We start from the raw sequence: 21,958 nt of genomic DNA on the forward strand, positions 1-21,958 counted from the left end.
GCGGGCCGTCGAGGAGGGGGGGGCCTGACATTCCGGCCAGAGGGGCCTCGGAGGCGGCCGACAATTTCGCTGCATCTGGCCCTGGCGGGTCCCTTGACGCGGGAGGGGCGCCGGATATCGTGGGGTTGAGTTCGCACCAGAAGGTCGTTCATCAGACTCGATGGTCGAAATCGGCGCCGTGTCTCCCTCCAGGTTGCTCCCCACCCCAGCACGCGATTCGAGCTGGCATGCATCCAGAAGGGGCCGCGGTGTGCTCGCTGGCAGTGACGTCGTCATCAAGTCCGGGCAGCTTCGATGGTGTCCGGCAAACACGATACAGAGGGACTCGAAGGGGAACTCCCCTAGGTTTTCAAATGGCTGAAGATTCGCGGAAGTTGTTCGTTGCGGGCTTGCCCGATTCCATCACCGAGGATGTGCTCCGACAGCTCTTCGAGGCGACAGGCGGAAACGTCGTCGAGGTGAGCCTCCCGAAGGATCGGGCGACCGGGCGTCCGCGAGGCTTCGGCTTCGTGACGCTCGCGACGACCGATGAAGCCAATGCGGCGCGGCAAGAACTCGACGGGTCGTTCCAGGGCGGCAAGTCGATCTCGGTGCGTCCGTTCCAGGCCGAGCCCCCGAAGCGCGAAGGGCGCCCGATGGGGCCTGGCGGCGGTGGGCCTCCGGGCGCTGGCCCGGGAGGGCCTCGTGACTCGATGGGGCCGGCGGGGGCACCCGATCGTACGCTCTACGTCGGCAACCTCCCGTACGATGCGTCGCCAGAAGAGGTCGAGTCTCTGATCACGGCGACGGGATCCGGGCCGGTGGTCCGGGTGCATCTGCCGATGGATCCGGATGGTCGCAAGCGAGGCTTCGGCTTCGTGACGATGGCCAGCGCAGAAGCGGCGAAGGGCGCGATCGATGGATTGCGCGGCGCCGACGTGCGCGGTCGTCGTCTGGTGGTGAACCTGGCGCATCCGAAGGGGGAGCGTCCCCCGCGTGAAGAGCGGCCCGGTGGCTTCGGCGGCGGCGGGATGGGCGGCGGCGGCGGTGGCTTCTCGCCTGGTGGCGGTGGCGGTGGCGGGTTCGGTGGGCCTCCCCCTCCGCAGCAGAGCAGCCCCCCGCGCAAGGGCTTCGAGGAGAAGCGTCGGCGTAACTTCGATGACGGTCCGCCTGGCGCCGGTGGAGCCGGTGGCGGCAGTCGTCGTGGTGGCGGCGGTCGTGCCAACCAGTGGGATCGTCGAGGTACGACGGACGACGACTGGGACGACTGAGAGAACCGCACCGCCCACGGTGAGTTGACCGGAAAGAGAGCCCTCGGGCTGTGCCTCAGGGGTCTCTTTCCGCCTGCGGTGGGCGGTGTTCTGGTTGCCTCCCGGTTGACAACCGCATCAATTCTCGTACGGTAGGCGCGCTCGTGGCGGGCGGTCGGGGCTCGCGCGGACGTGCAGCCGCCTCTCGTCGAACCAGGCTCCCCGGGTCGAGGGAAAGCCGATTCTGATGAGCCGGGCGGTGCCGGTGACCCCCGAGTCGTTTGGGTGACCTCACCCGTCCCACCGACTCACCATCCCGTTCCTGGAGAAGCTCTCATGCGCGACATCATCAAGCTCACCTGCGGTAACTGCGGCCGCGCGAACTACCACACCACCAAGAACAAGCGGACGATGACGGAGAAGTTCGTCATCAAGAAGTTCTGCCCGGCCGAGCGCAAGCACACCGAGCACAAAGAGGGCAAGATCTCGAAGGGCTGAGCCGTTCGTGAGCCTGGCCTCCGCGCACTCGCGCTGGGCACCTGGTGTCCATGCGTGGTGAGGGAGGCGCTCACGACGGTCGCCTTCGAAGAACACCAGGCCCCCACGATGTGGCATCGACCACATCTTTCAATGCGACACGAGCCTGTCTGATGCGATGTGCCCGCAACGCCGGGAGAGGGCGGCCCCTTGCTCCGGCGTCGGCCCGCAAGTGGGTCTCCGATCTGCTCTGCCGGAGATCGGTCGATTTGGCTTCAACGAACGTCCCTGACCTTCACGGGCAGGGCCTCTACGAACGCGCTCGAGCGGTGAAGGCGGTGCGATGATCTTCGACTGGCTCTACGGCCTGTTCTCGAACGATCTCGCGATCGATCTGGGTACCGCCACGACCCTCATCTACGTGAAGGGCAAGGGGATCGTCTCCTGCGAGCCCTCGGTCGTCGCGGTCCAGCGAGACACGCGGGGCGGCAAGAAGGTGCTCGCCGTCGGCCGTGAGGCGAAGGAGATGCTGGGCCGGACGCCCGGCAACATCCAGGCCGTGCGCCCGTTGAGGGACGGTGTGATCGCCGACTTCGAGATCACCGAGGCGATGCTGCGCTACTTCATCGCGCGCGCGCACAACCGGCGGACGCTGGTCAAGCCGCGGATCATCATCTGCGTGCCATTCGGGATCACCGAGGTCGAGAAGCGCGCGGTGAAGGAGAGCGCCGAGGGCGCGGGCGCGCGCGAGGTGTACCTGATCGAGGAGCCGATGGCGGCCGCGATCGGGGCCGGCCTGCCGATCACGGAGCCGAGCGGCAACATGGTGGTCGACATCGGCGGCGGGACGACGGAGGTCGCGGTGATCTCGCTGGCCGGGATCGTGTACTCGCAGAGCGTTCGCGTCGGCGGCGACAAGATGGACGAGTCGATCGTCGCCTACATGAAGCGCAAGTACAACCTGGCCATCGGCGAGCAGACCGCAGAGCGCATCAAGATCACCATCGGCAACGCCTACCCGCTGGAGCAGCAGCTCACGATGGAGGTGAAGGGCCGTGATCTCGTCGCAGGCATCCCGAAGACGGTGATGGTCAACTCGGACGAGATCCGCGAGTCGCTGACGGAGCCGATCAACGCCATCGTCGAAGCGGTGCTGATCGCGCTGGAGCGGACGCCGCCGGAGCTCGCAGCCGACATCGTCGACAAGGGCATCGTGCTCACGGGAGGCGGTGCGCTGCTGAAGAACCTGGATGTGTTGCTGCGTGAAGAGACCGGTTTGCCGGTGATGGTCTGCGACGACCCCATCAGCGCCGTGGTGCTCGGGAGCGGGAAGGCGCTCGATCACCTGGAGCTGCTGAAGGAGGTCACGATCAGCTAGGATCAGGGGGCGCGGAGGGAAGGTCGGAGCCGTAGAGGGGTCGTCGCCCCCGGGCTCGTCGGGGAATCGCCACCCGTTCACTGGGGCTCTGAGAGCACGGGGGACGGATGGTGCGGAGGCTACGTTGAATCTGAAACGCTACCGCGACTTCCTGATCGTGATCCTGGCGCTCGCGGTGCCGTTCTGGTTCCTGCGCGCGAGCATGCGCGATCCGAAGCAGAACACCGGCGCAGACCGGGTGCTCGTCCGGATCGCGGCGCCCGTGCAGTACGCGGCCGCGACGCTGGCCCGCGGGATCTCGCACATCTGGGGCGATTACATCTACCTGGTCGACGTGAAGGAGGACAACGCGCGCCTCGCGTCCCAGATGGCCCGGCTGCGTGAGCGCGTGCGGCGCCTGGAGGCGCTGGAGGAAGAGAACCGGCGGCTGCGGCGTTTGCTCGATCTGCGGCAGAGTTTGCCCACCGACGTCGTGAGTGCGCAGGTGATCGGGAAAGATACGAACGAGTTCTTCCGTGTGGCGCGTGTGACGCTGGATCGCGAGGCGCGGGACATCGGCCCGAACCTGCCCGTGCTATCGGCTGATGGCGTGGTCGGGACGACGTTGAAGAGCGCCGGGGACAGCGTGGATGTGCGGCTGGTGGTGGACGCCGGCAGCGGCGTCGACGTGGTCGTGGAGCGCACGGGGGCGCGTGGGTTCATCCGGGGGACGGGGGACGAGACGAAGTACGCCTGCAGCGTGGAGTACATGCAGCGCACCGACGAGGTCGAGGTCGGGGATCTGCTGGTCACGAGCGGCGTGGGGCGGCGGTTTCCCAAGGGGATCCCGGTGGGGACCGTGACGCAGGTGGTGCGGCGCGACTTCGGCATCTACCAGCAGGTGTTCGCAGCGCCGGCAGTGGACTTCTCGCGGCTCGAAGAGGTGTTGATCGTCACCACCCCTCCGCCGGAGGAGTCGTCGGCCCAGAACCGGAGGTGAGGAGGTCGGGATGAGAAACTCTGCGTTCCTCGCCGTGGGCATCACGCTGCTGGTGATGCAGTCGAACCTCTTCCGGTTGATCGGGAAGCTCGACATCCCGGGCGCGACGCCGAGCCTGCTCCTGCCGCTCATCGTGTTCATGGGCGTCCACGAGTACTCGATGGCGCGTGGTGCCGCGCTGGCGTTCCTGCTGGGTTATCTGCTGGATCTGTTCGCCGGGGCGCCTGTCGGACTGTTCACCTTCATCACGGTGACCACGTTCGTGGTGGCGCGCGCCGCAGGGGTTCGCCTTGCGGCGCAGACGTTCTTGACCAAGCTTGCCCTCGCCTTCGTGTTCGGGCTGGTGGAGGGCGTGCTGGTGGTCATTCTGACGGCGATCTTCGGGGGTGACGCGGCGAGGCCACGGGCGCTGGCGTTGCTCGTGGCGCCGCACGCGGTGTCGACGGCCATCGTGGCGCCGCTCGTGTTCCGGCTGGCCGAGCGCGTGCATCAGATCACGATCACCGTGCCTCGGCCGGGTGAGGGAGGCGCGCGGTGAGCTTGCTGGTCCAGCGCTCCGACGTCAGCGAGTTCCGGCGGCGCTTCCGCTGGATCGCGCTGTTCATGCTGCTCGCGCTGCTCGGTCTCATCGTGAGGCTGTTCTACTTGCAGATCCTCGAGTCGGACGAGAACAGCGCGATCGCGCGCGAGAACATCGTCCGGAGGATCACGCTGGCGACGACGCGCGGGATCATCCGTGATCGCAACGGCGAGGTGCTGGCGGCGAGCCGGCCTTCGTACAACGTGTACGTGGTGCCTCGGCGTCTCGACATGGAGACGGTATGGCCGAGGTTGATGCAGTACCTGGGCGTGGGGGTCGACGAGCAGGCGCGCCTGCAGACGTTGATCACGGCGATCCGCGCCGGCGACAGCCCGCGGAAGAACCAGCAGATCCTGCTCAAGGAGGACATCTCCCGCGACGCGGTGGCGAGCCTCAAGACGCACGAGGCGGAGCTGCCGGGCATCGACGTGGTGCCCGTGCCGGTGCGCTACTACCCGTTCGAGGAGGTGGGGTCGCACGTGCTCGGCTACATGGCCGAGGTGGACGCGGAGCGGCTCGCGACGCTGCGCAGCGAGGGCTACGTGGAGGGGGATCGCCTCGGCGTGGTCGGGATCGAGCGGGCGTGGGAGAGCTACCTGCGGGGGACGCGCGGCTGGGAGAAGGTGCTGGTCGACGCGCGAGGGAGGCGGCGCCCGGGAGGCGAGGGGATCATCGATGATCCGCGGCGGGTGGATCCGATCCCGGGGCGCGATCTGCGGCTGACGCTGGATGCAGGCATCCAGAAGTCGATCGACAAGGCGATGCGCGGGCAGCTCGCCGGCGGTGTGGCGATGGTGGACGTGCGGACGGGGCGAATCCTCGGGCTGTACTCCAAGCCAGGCTACGACTCGAACGCGCTCTCGGGCGGGTCGGGCAAGCAGGTGATCCGGGATGCGTTCCGGCGCCTCTACTCGGATCCGCTGAAGCCGGCGCTCGACAAGACGCTCTCGGGTGCGTACCCGCCGGGCTCGACGTTCAAACCGTTCACGGCGCTGGCCGCGCTGGAGAAGGGGCTCATCGATCCGCGGCAGGGCAGCCAGTGCCGGGGCGCGCTGACGTTCGGCAAGCGTACGTTCCGCTGCACGCACGTGCACGGCGCGGTGGCGATGCAGCGGGCGATCACCGTGTCCTGCAACGTGTACTTCTACCGGCTCGCCGCGGAGTACGGCGTCGGGATGGATCTCATCGCCGAGATGGGGCAGCGCTTCGGGTTCGGGGCGCGCACGGGCATCGGGATCAATGCCGAGGCAAGCGGGCGCATGCCGACGAAGGCGTGGATGACGCTCCGGAACAAGGGGCAATTCCGGCTGGGCTTCGGGTTGAATGCGGCCATCGGTCAAGGCGCGACGACGGTGACGGTGCTCCAGCTGGCGCTGGCGTACGCGGCGCTGGCCAATGGCGGGACGCTGTACCAGCCGCAGATCGTGCGCGCCGTGGAGACGTCCGCCGGGACGGTGGTGCAGGAGTTCTCGCCGCGCGTGCGGCGTCAGATCGAGCTGCGCCCGGAGAACCTGGATCTCGTGCACCGCGCCATGGTCGGCGGCGTGAACGAAGAGGGCGGGACCGCGTACCGGGTCCGCGTCGCCGGCGTCGACATGGCCGGCAAGACGGGCACCGCGCAGGTGTCGCACAAGCTCGCGCGCGGGCAGGAGGCGGAGAAGGTGTGGTACTTCAACCGCGAGCACGCCTGGTTCGCCGGCTACGCGCCGACACGGGCGCCCGAGGTCGCGGTGGTGGTGCTGGTCGAGCACGGCGGCGCAGGCGGTAAGCACGCAGCGCCGGTGGCGTTCGAGGTGATCCGGGCCTACCAGGAGCTGGAGCGTCAGCACCGCGAGGTGCAAACGAAGGGGCCGCCGAAGCCAGGCGCGAACCCCTCACAGGCAGGGTCGCGTCCAGGAGGCGAGCGGCCGCGCAAGCGTCCGGGTGGGCGAGGAGGTCCGCGATGATCAGCGATGGGCTGGCAGGTGAAGAGCGTGACCATTTCGACTGGCCGCTGTTCATCGGCACGGTGCTGATCGGTGTGCTCGGGGTGATCAACCTCTACAGCGCGACCAGCGTGTACTCGGGGGCGCGCGCCGAGCTGTACATCAGCCAGGTTTACTGGCTGTTCGTCGGTGGGATCATCGGGGGCGTGCTGGTCGCGATCGACTACAGGCACCTCGAGCGGCTCGGGTACATCCTGTACACCTTCGGGGTCTTCTCGCTGGCACTGGTGTTCGTCCTCGCGAAGGACGTGCGCGGCTCCGCGCGCTGGATCGAGTTCGGCGCGTTCCGCTTTCAGCCCAGCGAGTTCATGAAGATCTTTCTGGTGATCGCGCTGGCGAAGTTCCTGCACGACGATCCGCGCAACGAGGGGCGCACGCTGCGAGATCTGGCAATACCCGCGGCGTTGACGGCGGTGCCGGCGCTGCTGGTGCTGAAGCAGCCCGATCTGGGGACGGCGTCGATCCTGACCTTCGTCTTCCTCACCATCGCAGCACTGACCAAGCTGCGCTGGAAGAGCATCGTCCTCTTCCTGGGGACGGTGATCGCCTCGATGCCGATCATCTGGACGTATGTGTTGCTGCCGTACCAGAAGGACCGTGTCCGGGTGTTCCTCAACCCGGAGGGCGATCTGCTGCGGCGCGGGTGGCACGCCTACAACTCGCGTGTGGCGATCGGTGATGGGGGGCTGTTCGGGAGCGGCTACCTGAAGGGGACGCAGAACCAGTTCCTCTTCTTGCCCGACCAGTACACGGACTTCCCGTTCCCGGTGTTTGCCGAGGAGTGGGGTTTCATCGGCAGCGTGACGCTGGTGCTGATCTACGCCTTTCTCTCGCTCTGGGGGATCCGCATCGCGTCGCAGGCGAAGGATCGCTTCGGCGCGGTGCTGGGGATCGGGTGTTCGGCAATCCTTTTCTGGCACGCGCTCATCAACATGGGGATGACCTCGGGCATCTTCCCGGTGGTCGGTGTGACGCTGCCGCTGTTCTCGTATGGCGGATCGAGCGTCTGCACGGTGATGATCGCGCTCTCCCTCCTGATGAGCGTGTCGGTGCGGCGCTACTCGGGGGTGCCGTCGATGGATCGGCTCTAGAGCGCCATCTGGGCGAGGCGGGCGCCGATCACGAAGCCGAACGCCGAGAGCGCGTCACGGGCAGAGATCTCGGCTCCTGCCTGGGCTTTGTGCGTCAGGGCGCGGAATGCGAGGTAGCGCCGCCCATCCAGGCCGAGAAGCAAGGGAATCACCGCCGGATCCCGCGCTGCATGCGTGGCGCCGAAGAGGTCTGCGGCGTGCTCGGTGAGGCGGAGGAGGAGGGCGTCGGCCCGGAGGATTGCGCGGGCATACTGCCCGCCAGCGATGGCGCTCTCGACGTCCGCGCACAGCTCGCGCTCACCAGGGGGCCAGAGCAAGGCGAACGAGACGCCACGCCGTGAATCGATGGCGGCTTTTCGCAGGGCCTCCGAGGGAGGGATGTCGTCCTCGGAGGACGCGCGTGCGTCGAGATCCTCGAGCAGCGAGCCTGTGGCCGTCTCCGGGGGATCTTCGCCTGGCAAGGGGAGGAGATCGTTCTCGTCGCTCGAGACGATCGGATCGTACGACGAGGTGAGATCGTCCTCGCTGCCGATCCCGGCATCGTCACGGGGGAGAAAGAGTTCGTTGCCGTCCGGGATGACGGTCCGCGCCGAGCTGAGTTCGTCGGAGCTGACGGCTTCGGAGCTGACGGCTTCGGAGCTGAACGCGTCGGAGCTGAGCGCGTCGGAGCTGAGCGCGTCGCTGCCGAGCGTCTCGGAGCCGGCCTCTTCCGAGACGGGCTCTTCGATGGTCGCGTTCGGCGGCATGGAGGACCACGTGGTGTGCGGGGCGCTCACGCGGGAGACCACGGGCTCGTACGCGAGCTGGGGTGAGGCGTCGCGCAGCGCCGTGACGAGGCCGCCCTCGATGGCGTCGAAGGTGGCGCCGAAGCCGGTCACCTCTTCGGGGAGGCGCTGCTCGAAGGCGCGCAGGACCCGCTCGCTGATGATCTCCAGGCCTTCGAAGACGCCGAGGCCGGTACGCGCCGAGGCGGGAACGGAGATGGCGTTGAAGGGGTTCAGCATCTCGTCGAGATCCTCGATCGACAGGAGGTCGGGGAGATCTCGCTTGTTGTGCTGGAAGACGAGGGGGATCTGGCCGAGCTCTCGGCCTTGCTCGGCGAGGTTCTCGCGCAGGTTCTCGAGGCTCTCCAGGTTGGCGTCGGCGCGGGCAGACTGGGAGTCGCTGACGAACACGATGCCGTCGGCGCCGGTGAGCACCAGCTTGCGTGTGGCGTTGAAGTAGACCTGACCGGGGACGGTGAAGAGCTGGAGCCGTACGTTCATTCCACGTACGGGCGGGAGGCGGACCGGCAAGAAGTCGAAGTAGAGGGTTCGATCGACAGGGGTCGCCAGCGAGACCAGCTTTCCCCGGTGCTCTGGCTTGGTGGTCCGGTGGAGGTATTCGAGGGTAGTCGTCTTCCCGCCCAGGCCGGGGCCGTAGTAGACGACCTTGAAGACGAGCTCGCGGGAGAGCGGGTTTACCGAAGCCATGGGCTCGGTGCGGGACGATACCCGAGCGTGGGGCCAGGAAGCGAGTATGCAGACGACCGGAGGGTCGGGTAGGGTCGAGTCACCCGACGCACCCCGTCAGTGGACGCCCTTCAGCGGACGCCCTTGAGAGGAGAGAGCTTGCCGTCCTGCCCCATGAGAACCTTCAGGGCGACGGAACCTCGGGCTGCCTGGAAATAGTCCAGCCGGAGCCAGTGGGCTCCTGCGGCCAGCGTGACCTCGCCCTCGGCGGTCTTGGCGGTGTGCACGCCGTCGTTGTCCACGACCAGCTTGTCGTCGATGAAGAGCTTCGCCCCGTCGTCGGAAGTGAGCTGGAACTGGTACTTGCCTTGCTTGGCGATGTCGAAGCGGCCTTCGTACTTGATGTAGAACCAGTCGTTCTGGACGAGGGCGCCAGGGAACCCGGCCGAGAACTCCTGGGGCTCGATCTCGAAGCGGTCGGTGTAGACCACGGCGAACGGGACCAGGAGGCTGGTGCTCGTGGGGAGCTTCTCGGTGCTGTCCGGGAGGACATAGGCCAGCCCCTGGAAGGCGCCAGCGCGGCCGCTGCCAAAGGCGTTTGGAGAGGTGATGCGGGTCGCCGTCGCCGGGACCTTGGGGTGCTGGCGGGTGGTGGTGGTGGCGGGGGTCGCGGGGGTCGTGGTGTTGGTGGTCTTCCCGGACCGGGGAGGGGGAGGGGCGGGGGCTTTGCCGCGCTGGGCGTTTCCACCCTGCTGCGGTTGCTGGGCCCCGCCGCCGGTCGTGATCTCGAGCGTGCAGCCGCCGATCAGGCACGCCGCCAGCAAGGGGGTTACGAGTCGGGTCGTGGTGCGAAGCATGATCATCTCCTCGAAAGCGACGATGGTGCAGCCTTAGACGGTCGAGTGCGCCGGAGCAATCACCGGGGGCGGCAGGAAACTGGGTGTGCTGGTCCAAACAGCCGAAATCCAGCTGGTTTTCGAGGAGAGCGTCGTTCGACTTGGAGGACTGGTGGGCGCTGGTGCGGCGGGGTGACGCCCTCGCCGCATGGGCGCGAGAGGAGGGGGAGCCATGTGGAGGAGGAAGGCAGGAAGGGGAGGGCCAGCGCTCAGGTGGCTCCGGTCCGCGTCGGCGCGCGCGCTTCACGCTGGTCGGGGCGTGGGGCTCCGGGGTTCTCGCGGGGGGCCTCGGGGGTCTCGTGAGAAGAAGGAGCGCGGTTCTGACCGAGCAGGTCTTGTTCCCACAATCGCCAGTGAGGAGAGCGCAGCGCGAGGAGCACGGAGGCGATGCTGATGAGGAGCCCCAGCGCCGCCGAGAGGTTCACCAGAAACTCGACCCGGCTGCGGGGCCTGGCCTGGAAACCGCGCTGCCTGCCGGCGAAGACCAGACCGAAGATGATGCCCAGGAGGAGGCCTCCGATGTGTGCGGCATTGTTGGCGCGGATCATCAGTCCGAAGACGAGGCTGTAGAACACAGCCTGAACGGCGAACTGCTTCCACCGTGGGTCCCGCAAGCGCAGCAGGACGCCCAGGATCAACCCCATGATCCCGAAGATGGCGCCGCTCGCGCCGGCAGTCGGGATGGCATAGGGGCTCGGGGAGACGATCGTCCCCCAGAGCACACTCGCGAGGAAGCCGAAGATCCCGGTGCATACATACGTGATGACGAGCCGGGCCGACCCCACCGCGGGCTCTGCGATGCGGGAGAGGTTGATCAGCGCGAGCATGTTCAGCCCGAAGTGGAGCACACTGAAGTGCACGAACACTGCGGAGAGCATGCGCCAGGGTTCCTGGACGAGTGCAGCAGGGCTGATCAGCAGGGCGCCGAAGCGGAGGGCGCCGAGGATGACCACCTTGCTGCTGTCCAGCAGGATCGGTACCGAGCCGCGGGGGAGCCAGACCGCGAGCTGGCCGGCGAACACGAACGTGGTGAGCGCGAGAAGGACCTTCGAGGCCAGCAGCCGCTCGCCGCCCAGCCGGCCGCTCACGCGCGCTGCACCCACGGCCACGGCGGAAAGCGGCGTCCCGCATCGGATGCAGTGGTCGAAGTCGGCGCCGTTCAGGGCGTTGCATCGCGCGCAAGGGCGAAGGCGTGAGCCCCCAGGTTGTCCAGCGCTCACGTCGAACCTCCCAGGGGGACCCCGCTCGTCGTCCCGCTGGACGGGCCATCGCTCCAGGCGTTCATGGCGGCTCACTCTGGTCGCAGCCGTCCGTAAGGTCCACGGCTTTCCTCCGTTGTCCTTTCGTGGATGCTGTGGTCCTCGAACGAACCCTGCCACGGTCCGACCGGACCGTCTGGCCGTCAGGAGATGGCGGTGCGACGTCGGCCCCCATCGGCCTCCGCCCAGCCCGGGGGGCGGCGGAGCTGGTCTCGCGCCAGCATCGGCTCTTCTCGCGCGTCCCAGCTCGGGTCGCGGGGCGGGGGGCGCAGGTCGCTCCGTGGGAGGAGCGGAAGGCTGGGCGGGGCGTGTCGCGTCCGGCTATGGTCGCGTCCGTGACGGCGCAAAGGCCAGACCTGGAGGCGGAGCGGCGGCTGTGCGAGCGCGCGGCGCAGGGCGATCGGGTCGCCCTCGGTCAGCTCCTCCGCACCCACGGGCCGGTGCTGTACCGCTCGGTGCTGCTGCCGCGCCTCGGCTCGGAGGCCGTCGCGCAGGATGCGCTGGCCGAGACATATGCGCGCGTGGTCGAGAAGTTCGGCCAGTTCCAGTGGCAGAACTGCGGAATCTATCCGTGGCTCCGGGTGATCGCGTTGCGCATCGCACTCGACATGCTCCGGGCGCGGAAGCGGGAGACGCTCTTCGAGCCGGACGATCTGCAGCGCGAGATCGATGCCTCCGAGGCAGAGCCATCGGGCCGCGCGGATGTGGAGCTGTGCGAGCAGCGGGATCTCGCGGAGGCGCGGACACGTGTGGAGGTGGCCCTGGGGCGGTTGAACCCGCGGTATGCCAGCGCGATCCGGTTGCGGGTCCTCGAGGAGCGGCCGAGAGAGGAGGTCGCTCGTGAGCTCGGTGTCACGGTGGCGACGTTCGATGTCGTCTTGCACCGGGCGATGACGGCGCTGAAAAAGGCGCTCGGGGCAGGTGTCGTACCGGGCGCGGTGTCCGAGCAGGGCGCGTCCAGGGAGGCGATGTGATGAAAGGCGAGCACACCCTGCGGCCTTCCTCGGCGGACGAGCGAGACCTGTCGGCGGACGAGCGCGAACGGATCGAGCGTGACGGCGGCTTCGAGGAGGCGTTCGGGAGCGATGAGGCGCCGACGGAAGAGGAACTCCGTGAGGCGCAGGCGCTCGCCGATGCGCTGGAGCGCGGTGACGATCCACTGGCGCGCGCGCTCCGGGTGGCCTCGACGCCGCGCGCGCTCGGGTCGGAAGATCACGAAGTGTTGCTCGCCCGCGCGCTGGGTGACGAAGAGGCGCCCGCGCTCGATGCCGAGCGTCGCGCCGCCGAGGCGCTTCGCGACTGGCTCGAGGCTCCTCGGGAGCAGCCAGAGGCAAGCTTCGAGGGAGAGGCGGCACTGGTAGGCGCGCTGCGCGCCGCGAACCGCCCTGCGCCGCTGCTGGAGCTCCGGAACGAAGCGCTCATCGCGCGGGCTCTGGGCCGGCATCGCCGCGCCACGCCGCGCCGCGTGATCCCGGTGACCATGGCGGCGCTGTCGAGCCTCGCAGCAGCCGCTGCTGCGGTGGCGTTGCTCCTGGTGCAGCAAGCGGACGCTCCTTCTGCCAGCGCGCCGCTGTCGAGCGCGGCGATCCCGGTGGAGCTGATCCCGTCCCGATCGACGGCCGAGCTGTTCGACCCCGCGTCGCCGTTCCCACGAGAGGGAGGGGAGACGGCGCGCATCGATCGGATCGCCACGGCCAGGGCGGCGGACCTTCGCTCGAACCGCTATGCTGCGTGGGGGGTACGGTGATGCGCCGCGCCAGGTCTCTCGCCAGCGTCGCTCTCCTCGTCGTCTCGCTCGCAGGGTGCGGAAAGAAGCACTCCGATGCTCCGGCCGGGACCACGGCGGCCGTCTCGTGCACTCCCTGCGAGGGAGCCTCCCCGGTGGTGGATCCCACCTTGCTCGCCTTTCTTTCGAAGGCGCGTGCCGCGCATCACCGCGCTGATCTCGCGCTCGAGGCGCGGGATCAGGACGGGGCCATTCGCGCGCTCGAGGCGCTCGGCGCGGGGCATGCTCCTCCAGGCCGTCCCTCCGAGGTCGCCGAGGTGATGGCCGACACGCACGCGCGGCTGGCGGATCTGCGAAGCGGGAAGGGCGATTTCGACGCCGCGGAGCGAGAGCTGGAGGCTGGGCTCGCGCTTGCGGTCGAGACCACGCACTTCCGGGGGCACCTCATCGAGGTCCGTGGCCTGGTCGAGGAGCGACGATCCAGGGCGCTCGCTGCGCGCGGCGAGCTCGAGGCCGCCGAGCGTGCTCGAAAAGCAGCGGTCGCTGCGTATGAAGCGGCGATTGCCATCCAGGATCAGGTGATCGCCGACGCGCTCGAGTCAGCCTCGGAAAAGCCGCGCTGATCCTCCGCGCTCCCCTCGGCAGGGGGTGATGCCCTGGAACGGCGGGGGGTGATGCCTTGAAAACTCCTTCCGGGACAGGGGCTTACCCCGCTAGACTGCCGTCCAGGAGCAGCCCTGCCCCGATGAGCGTTCGTGTCCCAAGACCCCAGCCGGGGTGTGATCTGCGGTCTCTTCCGCTGACCCCTGCCGAGGCATTTCTCCTGTCCAGAATCGACGGTACGCTCAACGAGCGGGATCTCGCCGCGATCACGGGGATGCCGTCGAGTGCGGTCGAAGAATCGCTCCAGCGTTTGCACGAGCTGGGCGCCATTCACCTCGAAGGTGCGGTGATCGGGCGTACCTCTGCGTCCCCTGCGGGTCCCGCACATCGGCCCACGCCGTCACCGTCTTCGGCGGCGGTACCGCCGCCCGCGCCGCCTCCTGCGGCTCCAGGCGGCGTGTCGGCTGCTGCCACCCACCGTGCGCCGGCGGCTCCTGTGATCAACCCCGCCGATCTGGCCGAGCAGGTCGATCTCTCGCCCGAGAAGCGGCTTCGCATTCTGGACCTGCATCAGCGGCTCGAGCTCCTCACGCACTACGAGCTGCTCGGCGTTCCGGAAGCGGCCGACAAGAAGCAGATCAAGGCTGCGTACTATGCGCTCGCCCCCGAATTCCATCCCGACACGTACTTCCGGAAGCAGCTCGGGAGCTACAAGCAGAAGATCGAGACGCTGTTCAACCGGATCACGGTGGCGCACGACGTCCTGACGACGAAGGCCAAGCGCGCGGAGTATGACGAGTATCTCGTCCAGTCCCGTGCGAACCAGCAGATGGCGACGATGATGGACGCTTCGAGGGATGTCGCGCGCATCGCCTCGGCCGTGGACGCCTCGGCCGAGGCTGCCGTGGTGAGCCCTGCTCCTGCGGCGGCGCATCCTGCGGCCCCGGCTCGTCCAGCCGCAGCTCCTGGGCAGCCGCCGCCGAAGCCGAGTTCTCCCAGCATGCCGGCGATCACCACGAAGGAGCGCCGCGAACTGCTGGCCCGCAAGCTGGGTGGAGCTCTCCGTCGCCCTTCATCGATGACCATGCAGGCCGTCAAGCCACCTGCTGCCGGCGCCTCCGTCCCTCTGGACCGCCCCTCCGAGCCAGGACCTTCGCCCGAGTCGGCGCGCGCCGCCGAGGTTCTGAAGGACCGCTACGATCATGCCCGCAGCGAGGCCGCCCGCCTCCAGATCGAGCGTTACGTCGCGCTCGGTCGCGGAGCGCTGGAGCGTGAGGACTTTGCGAGCGCTGCCAATGCCTACCGCATTGCGGCCTCGCTCGCGCCCGATGACGAAGCGCTCCAGAGAGCGTGCGCCGAGGTCCAGCGGCTGGCAGCGGCCGCCCTGGCGGAGGGGTACCTCAAGCAGGCGCAGTATGAAGAGAACCACGAGCGCTGGGAGGACGCCTCCTTGAGCTACGTCAAGGTGTGTGCGGGCAGACCTGACGACCCCGCCCCACATGAACGAGCCGCCTTCACCTTGCTGAAAGCGGGCAGCAATACCCGGCGGGCGGTCGAGTTCGCCCGACGCGCGGTCGAACTCTCCCCGGAAGCTCCGGAGATGCGCCTCACACTCGCGCGGGCTTACGCGATCGTGGGCCTCGGGAAGAGCGCGAGCGGCGAGCTTGCGCGTGCGGCGGAGCTGGCCAAGGCTGACGCGCGACTTCGTGAACTGGTGGCGCAGACACGAGAGCAAATTCGGCAAGGGAAGCCGATCTAGCCGGCTCCCCAACCCGGCCCGGGTGCGACGGGAATTCCACCCACGGCCGGGTGGCGCCTGCCCATCGTCCATCCTCGCCTTCCAAGCCGGGTGTCGCCTTTCTCTCGGCGCCTGGTAAGAATGGCTGGGGCTCTGGCCCGAGGACGTTCTAGATTGGGTTGCTTCAGCGGCGTCTGAAAGACCGCGGAGACAGGACAGGAGCAACGAACCTCATGGATCGTGTCATCGGCATCGACCTCGGCACCACGAATTCGTGCGTCGCCATCGTCGAGGATGGCGTCCCCACGGTCATCCCCAACCGGGGAGGGTACAAGACCACGCCTTCCATGGTCGCCATCACCGAGGCCGGCAAGCGTCTCGTCGGCCACATCGCCAAGCGTCAGGCCATCACGAACGCCGAGAACACCGTCTACGCCGCGAAACGGCTGATCGGGCGCAAGTTCTCGTCGCCACAGGTCAAGAACGCGATCCTCACGGCCTCGTACAAGATCGTCGAGGGGCCGCATGGCGACGTGCGCATCCAGCTCCGAGACCGGCCTTACTCCGTCCCCGAGATCAGCGCGATGGTGCTGCAGGAGATGAAGCTCTTCGCCGAGGACTACCTCAGCGAGACCGTCTCCAAGGCGGTGATCACCGTCCCGGCCTACTTCAACGACAACCAGCGTCAGGCCACGAAGGACGCCGGCACCATCGCGGGACTCGACGTCATCCGGATCGTCAACGAGCCCACCGCCGCTGCGCTCGCGTACGGCTTCGGCAAGCACATCGACAAGACGATCGCCGTCTTCGATCTCGGGGGTGGCACGTTCGACATCTCCGTCCTCGAGATCAGCGCCGGGGGCGTGTTCAAGGTCATCGCCACCGCCGGGGATACGTTCCTCGGGGGCGAGGACTTCGATGCGCGGATCATCGACTGGCTCGTTCAAGGCTTCCAGGAGAGCCACGAGGTGGATCTGCGCCAGGACCGCATGGCGCTCCAGCGCCTCAAGGACGCTGCCGAGAAGGCCAAGTGCGAGCTCAGCGCCGTGCTGGAGACCGAGGTCAACCTCCCGTTCATCATCTCCAACGCCCGCAACGAGGCGCTACATCTGCAGCGCAGCCTGAGCCGCGCGACGCTCGAGCAGCTCTGCGAGGATCTGGTGGAGCGCTGCGTGGAGATCTGCGCCCAGACGCTCGATGACGCTCGGCTCGAGAAGGACGAGATCGAGGAGGTCATCCTCGTCGGTGGGATGACCCGGATGCCGAGAGTTCAGCAGTCCGTGCGTGATTTCTTCGAGCGTGAGCCCTGCAAGGGGGTCCACCCGGATGAGGTCGTCGCGCTGGGAGCTGCGGTGCAAGGGTCCGCCCTCGTCGACGAGTCGAAGCAGATGATCTTGCTCGACGTCACGCCTCACGCCCTCGGGATCATGACCTTCGGATCGCAGTTCGAGGAGTTGATCCCGCAGAACACGACCGTGCCCACGAGCCGGTCCAAGATCTTCACCACGAGCCGCGACAACCAGACGGCCGTGAAGATCCTGGTGATGCAGGGCGAGAGCCAGAACGCGCCCGACAATGATCTCCTCGGTGAGTTCATCCTCACGGGTCTTCGTCGCGCCGCCAAGGGGCAGGTCGAGATCGAGGTGACCTTCGAGATCAACAGCGATGGCATCGTGTCGGTCAGCGCGCGGGATCTCGAGACGAACCTGCACCAGTCCATCCAGGTTACTGCCTCCAGTGGTCTCACGAAGGAGGAAGTCCATCAGATGATGGAGGACGCGCAGGAGTACCTGGTCGACCGTCGGGCGAACGATCAGTTCGAGGGCGTGCGGCAGGAGGCCGAGCGCCTCATCGCGGAAATCGAGCGGATGTTCCCGCAGGTGGAGCAGATCGTCGCGTCCAGCGATTTCGGACGCGACGCCATCGGCAAGGCCCGTGGCATCGTCGAACGCTCACGCTCCGCGATCGGCAAGCGAGATGCCGCAGCCGTCAAAGAGCACATGGAAGCCCTCACCCGGACTCACCGCATGTTCAAGGGTGTCGTGGCCAGGCCCAACGGTTGAGGAGGGGGAGCTTGATAAGGGACCGTCATGCAGTCGGCGCCGCCTGATCCCGAGGGCCTGGACTCTGCCTGGGACGAGGACGAGGACGACGCCCCCGAGGACGAGTCCACGCGGCTCATCGACTCGAAGGAGCTCTTCGAGCGTGCGGGCTTCACCATGGATGAGGCCACGGCGGACGAACCACCGGCGCGCGCGCGCAGCGGTCGGATCACGGCACGTGCTCCCACGGAGGAGTACCGCGCTCACGTGAGCCGCGCCCGTCCTTCGGGCTCGCACGAGACGCCGAACGTTCCCCAGGTAAAGCCGGTCTCGGTGGCGCCTTCCGTGGGCGATAGTTACGAAGACACGCTGGAAGCTTTGCTCAAGGAGCAAGCCATCCAGTTCGAGCCTGACGGACCAGGTGCCTCGTCGCGCCGCGAACCAGTGGCTGGAATCGGGGCGGTGGAGTCGTCCTCGGTCGCCGGTGATGACGAGCTGTTCGGCGGACTCGAGCCGCCCATCACGGGGCCAGTAGCCCGCGAAGCGGCGCGTGTTCAAGAGCGTCCTCCGGTGGACATCGACCTCGAACTCGGGTTCGACGTCCCCTCGTTCGACACGTCCGCGTCCGAGATTCCAGCGGCGTTTCCGACGCCGATCCCCGGCTCCTTTCCTCCAGCGACCCCTCCCCCGGGGACCCTCCGCCTCGGTCTCATCGAAGACGAGTTCGACCCGCTCAATGCCCTCGATGTGAGCAGCGAGCGACACATTCCGCCCCCGGTCGTCTCTGGACGGGTACCAGTGCTTCGTGGTGGTGAGGGGCCCCAGGCTCATGCTCCCACGCTGATCCCAGGGGCGTGGCCACCTCCCAGGCCTTCACAGCCGGTGAGCGCCGTACCACCAGAGGCCAGGCTCGTCGCCTACGCGCCAGCGCCAGCGCCACTCCCCTCGACCCCCATCCCGCTCCCCTCGGTGCCTCCGGTCGACGATCGGCGGCGGCAGATGCTCCAGCGGTTCGAGGCAGGGGACTACAGCTCCGCCCTCGTCCTCGCCGAGTCCCTCCTCGACGAGACGCCGGACGATCCGACCCTGCGTCGTTACGCTGACAGCTGTAATGAGATGCTGCGTCAGATGTACCGATCCCGGATCGGTGACGGCTCTCAGGTACTTCGTATTGCCATCTCCAATGAAGAGATTCGCTCCCTGAATCTCGATCATCGCGCCGGCTTTCTTCTCTCCTGCATCGACGGCATGAGTTCAATCGACGATGTCCTCGATGTGTCCGGGATGCGTGAACTGGAGGCTCTCCGGATTCTCTACGAGCTGGTGCAAGAGAACATCGTCACGCCCTGCGACGATCTCCTGCGCTGAGGGAGCGTCATGCGGAGCGCTCTCCAGGTCGCTGGGGGCCTTGTCCTGGCCTTCTCCGCCGCTCAGGGGGCCAGGCTCCTGCCTCGGATCACCCCGGTGCTCCGGCCTCTGGAGGAGGGCGCTGGCGCGTTCGTTCACGCCCCCTCGGCAAACCTGCCTGATGTGGCGAATGCGCCGACCGAGACGGGCTCGGGCCGCCCGGGAGCGCTTCCTCCTTTCGATGGACGCCTCGCCGAGCACGCGACCTCGGTGGCCAGCTATACGCTTCGAGCGCAGCTCGATCCTGTCGCCCACGTCATCCAGGGAGAGGGGACGCTCGCCTGGCAGAACACGTCTCGGGTGCCTCAGGAGGCAATCTACATCCACCTGTACCTGAACGCCTTCAAGAGCCAGCACTCCGTCTTTCAGCGCGCTGCGCTCGACGGCTTTCGCGGAGAGGCCAGACCTGGTGAGCACGGCTGGATCGACGTGACCAGGTTTGCCGTCCGCGAGATGGATGGGATCGATGTCTGGCCCGGCGCACTCGCCACGTCGCCCGATGATCCGCACGACCAGACGGACATCCGCGTTGCCCTTCCGCGACCCGTCGCTCCAGGCGAGCAGCTCACCATCGATCTCGCGTGGAAGGCGCACCTGCCGCCCATCGTCCTGCGCACCGGCTACCACCGGAGCTTTCACATGGTCGCGCAGTGGTTTCCGAAGATCGCGCGCCTGGAACCCGATGGCCGCTGGGCGCACTTTCCGTTTCACCGACTCTCGGAGTTTCACGCGGACTTCGGGAGCTACGATGTGACCGTCGATGCTCCCGCGACCTTCGTGGTCGGCGCGACGGGTCACCTCGAGTCCGAGGTCCGGAGAGGCGATCGCATCGAGCGGCGCTATCTCCAGGCGGATGTCCATGACTTCGCCTTCGCAGCCTGGGACCACTTCCGAGAGAAGACCGCCACCACTTCGGAAGGGGTCGTCCTCCGCTGTCTTTACCCTGCCGGGCACGACGCGCAGGCGGCTCTCCAGCTCGAGCTTGCGCGTTTCGGCCTCCTCCACTTCGGAGAGCTTTTCGGGCGTTATCCCTACCGGACGTTGACCCTGGTCCATCCGCCGGCAGGCGCGACCGAGGCCGGCGGGATGGAATACCCGACCCTCATCACGACCGGCGGCACGTGGGACACCCTGTTCCATGGCGACCAAGGCCTCGCCAGCCTCACCCTGCACGAGATCGCGCATCAGTGGTTCTATGGCCTCGTTGCCACCGACGAGCACCGGTTCCCTTTCCTCGATGAGGGCCTCACCACCTGGGCCGAGGCCGACGCTCTCCGCACGCTTTACGGTCCAGGTTCCTACTTTTCGCGTGGCGGTTTGCAGATCGACGCGTCGACTGTCCACCGCCTCGGTGCGCTCGAGTCGAGCGCTGATGGTCCGCTCGGTCAATCCGCCGCCGGGTTCCTGTCGGGGACCGAGTACGGCAACCAGGTCTATGCGCGCATGGCGACCTTGCTCGCGACGCTCGGTCGGGTCTACGGGGACGAGGTCGTGCGCGCCGCCGTTGGACGGTACGCGCGCACCTTCCGCTTCGCCCACCCCACGCCGGAGGATCTCCTCGGCGTCATGCGTGAGGTCGCTGGTCCCACCGCGGCTGAAGCGCTTCGTTCGGTCCTCTTCGACGGGGCTCGCGTCGACTACGCGATCACCGAGATCCAGCCCCATGCACCCGAGCCGCTCCCTGGAGTGGGTGCCGGCACCGCATCTCCCGCCTACACCGGGCTCGTCGTCGTCCGGCGTCGCGGTTCCCTCGTCCTCCCCGTCGACGTCGTGTTTCATGCTGCGGATGGCAGCACGCAGCGCGTTCGCTGGGAGGCCACCGAGCGTGCTGCGCGCATCGTCTATCAGGGCTCATCTCCTCTCGTTGCTGCCGTCGTCGATCCCGAGCGCCGCGTCCTTCTCGACGAGGATCTCACCAACAACGCTCGGAGCCTGCGCCCTCGGTGGGTCGCGCCCCGCGTCCTCGAACGCGCGACCTTCGCTGCAGGCGCCGCCCTCTGGACGATCGGCCCGTGAGTTCCGACGACGTGCACAGCTCGCCGCCGCGCGCTCGTCACCCGGGGGTGTGTCGGCGTCCTGGCGTGGTCGCCGTCTACTTCGCCTACCGGACCCTCGCCGCGTGGATCCTCGCAGGGCCTCTCGCTCTCCTCGTCGGCGGCCTTCTCGGCCACTTTCCAGGCAATGACGCCGCCCTCTTCGAGCCTGGGGCCCTCGTCCTCTCGGAGGTCGCGCGTCTCTCGACGATCGCTGTCGCCCCCCTGAGCTTCCAGCTCGGGACGGGAGCCGTCCTCGCTGCGGCGCTGGGCCTTCTCCCTCTCGCCGTCCTCATCGTCGCCCTGGCCCACGAGGGGGCGCTTCACGCCACGTTCCTGGCAGCGCGCGTGGGGCGTGCCCTGGGGCCGCTGGTCCTCCTCTGGGGGATCGCCTCCGTCACGCAGCTCGTCGTGGCCGGCTTTCTGCTGGTGGCGGGTGGCAAGCTGCTCGTGCCCCTTGGCTTGACGGAGCAGGCCGCAGGGATTGCCCATGCGGTCCTCCTGGGACTTGCGCTCCTCGTGGCCGCCTTCATCGGAGCGATTCACGACCTGGGCCGGGTCGTTCTCCTGCTGGATACGTCGAGCCTCCTCGATGCCATCGAGCGCTCGTTCCGACTTCTTCGCGCGGCACCCCTCACCATCGTCCAGCCCTGGCTTTCACGCGTCGGCGCTGGGGCAGTCCTTCTCGGCCTCTCCTTCTGGTTGGTCCCCTACCTGGGCCTCGCGACGCCGATGTCCATCGGCGTGAGCTTTGTCATCCACCATGGTGTGCTGCTCGTTACTGTGTTGCTGCGTGCCTCGTGGCTCGCTGCGGCCATCCCACGAATCTCACCGCCAGATTTCAGGGGAACTCCAGAGAACGCATTTTCTCCCGTCGATCCACCTTGACAGAAATGACCAGCTGCGTAACTTAGCCCGCCCGTGACGACGCAACGATGACGTTGCTCGGAGCGCCCAGGTAGCTCAGTTGGTAGAGCAGGGGATTGAAAATCCCCGTGTCGGCGGTTCGATTCCGTCCCTGGGCACAAAGAGTCCCTAAATTCCCTGCAAATCCTTACGCAGCGCTTTCTCAACCGAGCACGGT

At 67.6% G+C, this 21,958-nt stretch carries 17 protein-coding genes, 1 tRNA gene and 1 pseudogene; 16 read left to right on the forward strand and 3 right to left on the reverse strand.

Annotated features, from left to right (window positions below; genetic code table 11):
- Window positions 1-353: 353 nt before the first annotated feature.
- From CMC5_RS48555 to rodA, 7 genes are all read left to right on the forward strand, one after another.
- On the forward strand, window positions 354-1,250 hold the full coding sequence (locus tag CMC5_RS48555; protein ID WP_050431767.1) for an RNA recognition motif domain-containing protein: 897 nt from the start codon (window positions 354-356) through the stop codon (window positions 1,248-1,250).
- A 315-nt stretch (window positions 1,251-1,565) separates the two neighbouring features.
- Entirely contained in the window at window positions 1,566-1,727 is a 162-nt protein-coding gene (gene rpmG / locus CMC5_RS19050) for a 50S ribosomal protein L33 (RefSeq protein ID WP_050431768.1), read from the forward strand.
- A gap of 322 nt (window positions 1,728-2,049) precedes the next feature.
- Window positions 2,050-3,084: a rod shape-determining protein gene (locus CMC5_RS19055; protein ID WP_044248224.1), complete on the forward strand. Its 1,035-nt coding sequence runs from the start codon at window positions 2,050-2,052 to the stop codon at window positions 3,082-3,084.
- Window positions 3,085-3,208: 124 nt separating this feature from the next.
- The gene (gene mreC / locus CMC5_RS19060; protein WP_082362608.1) at window positions 3,209-4,063 is read left to right on the forward strand and encodes a rod shape-determining protein MreC; all 855 of its coding nucleotides are present in this window, start codon (window positions 3,209-3,211) and stop codon (window positions 4,061-4,063) included.
- Between the two features lie 10 nt (window positions 4,064-4,073).
- Window positions 4,074-4,601, forward strand: a complete 528-nt coding sequence (locus CMC5_RS19065) for a hypothetical protein (protein ID WP_050431770.1) — start codon at window positions 4,074-4,076, stop codon at window positions 4,599-4,601.
- Window positions 4,598-6,589 (forward strand): penicillin-binding protein 2, encoded by a 1,992-nt coding sequence (gene mrdA / locus CMC5_RS19070; RefSeq protein ID WP_082362609.1) that lies wholly within the window; start codon window positions 4,598-4,600, stop codon window positions 6,587-6,589. The genes CMC5_RS19065 and mrdA overlap by 4 nt, the downstream gene beginning before the upstream one ends.
- Window positions 6,586-7,719 carry a rod shape-determining protein RodA gene (gene rodA / locus CMC5_RS19075; RefSeq protein WP_050431771.1) on the forward strand — a complete coding sequence of 378 codons (1,134 nt, stop codon included), beginning with the start codon at window positions 6,586-6,588 and terminating at the stop codon, window positions 7,717-7,719. The genes mrdA and rodA overlap by 4 nt, the downstream gene beginning before the upstream one ends.
- A gap of 908 nt (window positions 7,720-8,627) precedes the next feature.
- On the opposite strand, the pseudogene CMC5_RS48960 reads toward rodA, so the two are convergent.
- From CMC5_RS48960 to CMC5_RS19090, 3 genes and pseudogenes are all read right to left on the reverse strand, one after another.
- A pseudogene (locus CMC5_RS48960) lies at window positions 8,628-9,191 on the reverse strand (GTP-binding protein); the annotation flags it as partial.
- Window positions 9,192-9,301: 110 nt separating this feature from the next.
- Window positions 9,302-10,027 carry a PA14 domain-containing protein gene (locus CMC5_RS19085; RefSeq protein ID WP_050435985.1) on the reverse strand — a complete coding sequence of 242 codons (726 nt, stop codon included), beginning with the start codon at window positions 10,025-10,027 and terminating at the stop codon, window positions 9,302-9,304.
- A 248-nt stretch (window positions 10,028-10,275) separates the two neighbouring features.
- Complete coding sequence (locus CMC5_RS19090) at window positions 10,276-11,286, reverse strand: rhomboid family intramembrane serine protease (protein WP_156338723.1); 1,011 nt, start codon at window positions 11,284-11,286, stop codon at window positions 10,276-10,278.
- A 347-nt stretch (window positions 11,287-11,633) separates the two neighbouring features.
- Here CMC5_RS19090 and CMC5_RS19095 point away from each other — a divergent pair, with 347 nt between their 5' ends.
- From CMC5_RS19095 to CMC5_RS19135, 9 genes are all read left to right on the forward strand, one after another.
- Window positions 11,634-12,299 carry an RNA polymerase sigma factor gene (locus CMC5_RS19095; RefSeq protein ID WP_245678509.1) on the forward strand — a complete coding sequence of 222 codons (666 nt, stop codon included), beginning with the start codon at window positions 11,634-11,636 and terminating at the stop codon, window positions 12,297-12,299.
- A complete protein-coding gene (locus tag CMC5_RS19100; RefSeq protein WP_050431775.1) occupies window positions 12,299-13,072 on the forward strand; it encodes a hypothetical protein in 774 nt (257 codons plus the stop codon). Before CMC5_RS19095 ends, CMC5_RS19100 begins: the two co-directional genes overlap by 1 nt.
- Complete coding sequence (locus CMC5_RS19105; protein WP_050431776.1) at window positions 13,072-13,674, forward strand: hypothetical protein; 603 nt, start codon at window positions 13,072-13,074, stop codon at window positions 13,672-13,674. Before CMC5_RS19100 ends, CMC5_RS19105 begins: the two co-directional genes overlap by 1 nt.
- A gap of 122 nt (window positions 13,675-13,796) precedes the next feature.
- Complete coding sequence (locus CMC5_RS19110) at window positions 13,797-15,413, forward strand: J domain-containing protein (RefSeq protein ID WP_050431777.1); 1,617 nt, start codon at window positions 13,797-13,799, stop codon at window positions 15,411-15,413.
- A 212-nt stretch (window positions 15,414-15,625) separates the two neighbouring features.
- A complete protein-coding gene (gene dnaK, locus CMC5_RS19115) occupies window positions 15,626-17,455 on the forward strand; it encodes a molecular chaperone DnaK (RefSeq protein ID WP_050431778.1) in 1,830 nt (609 codons plus the stop codon).
- A gap of 324 nt (window positions 17,456-17,779) precedes the next feature.
- Window positions 17,780-18,802: a hypothetical protein gene (locus CMC5_RS19120; RefSeq protein ID WP_156338724.1), complete on the forward strand. Its 1,023-nt coding sequence runs from the start codon at window positions 17,780-17,782 to the stop codon at window positions 18,800-18,802.
- 9 nt (window positions 18,803-18,811) lie between these two features.
- Window positions 18,812-20,857: a M1 family metallopeptidase gene (locus CMC5_RS19125; protein ID WP_050431780.1), complete on the forward strand. Its 2,046-nt coding sequence runs from the start codon at window positions 18,812-18,814 to the stop codon at window positions 20,855-20,857.
- Entirely contained in the window at window positions 20,854-21,762 is a 909-nt protein-coding gene (locus tag CMC5_RS19130) for a hypothetical protein (RefSeq protein ID WP_050431781.1), read from the forward strand. The genes CMC5_RS19125 and CMC5_RS19130 overlap by 4 nt, the downstream gene beginning before the upstream one ends.
- A 64-nt stretch (window positions 21,763-21,826) precedes the next feature.
- Window positions 21,827-21,899: transfer RNA gene (locus CMC5_RS19135), tRNA-Phe, on the forward strand.
- Window positions 21,900-21,958: the final 59 nt, after the last annotated feature.

The organism is Chondromyces crocatus (assembly GCF_001189295.1).
Lineage (GTDB): Bacteria > Myxococcota_A > Polyangia > Polyangiales > Polyangiaceae > Chondromyces > Chondromyces crocatus.

Coding starts and splice junctions, on each gene's coding strand:
- rodA (WP_050431771.1), top strand. CDS start 6,586: ATGATCAGCGATGGGCTGGCAGGTGAAGAGCGTGACCATTTCGACTGG.
- dnaK (WP_050431778.1), top strand. CDS start 15,626: ATGGATCGTGTCATCGGCATCGACCTCGGCACCACGAATTCGTGCGTC.
- CMC5_RS19105 (WP_050431776.1), top strand. CDS start 13,072: ATGCGCCGCGCCAGGTCTCTCGCCAGCGTCGCTCTCCTCGTCGTCTCG.
- CMC5_RS19055 (WP_044248224.1), top strand. CDS start 2,050: ATGATCTTCGACTGGCTCTACGGCCTGTTCTCGAACGATCTCGCGATC.
- CMC5_RS19125 (WP_050431780.1), top strand. CDS start 18,812: ATGCGGAGCGCTCTCCAGGTCGCTGGGGGCCTTGTCCTGGCCTTCTCC.
- CMC5_RS19065 (WP_050431770.1), top strand. CDS start 4,074: ATGAGAAACTCTGCGTTCCTCGCCGTGGGCATCACGCTGCTGGTGATG.
- rpmG (WP_050431768.1), top strand. CDS start 1,566: ATGCGCGACATCATCAAGCTCACCTGCGGTAACTGCGGCCGCGCGAAC.
- CMC5_RS19085 (WP_050435985.1), bottom strand. CDS start 10,027: ATGCTTCGCACCACGACCCGACTCGTAACCCCCTTGCTGGCGGCGTGC.
- CMC5_RS19100 (WP_050431775.1), top strand. CDS start 12,299: ATGAAAGGCGAGCACACCCTGCGGCCTTCCTCGGCGGACGAGCGAGAC.
- CMC5_RS19110 (WP_050431777.1), top strand. CDS start 13,797: ATGAGCGTTCGTGTCCCAAGACCCCAGCCGGGGTGTGATCTGCGGTCT.
- CMC5_RS48555 (WP_050431767.1), top strand. CDS start 354: ATGGCTGAAGATTCGCGGAAGTTGTTCGTTGCGGGCTTGCCCGATTCC.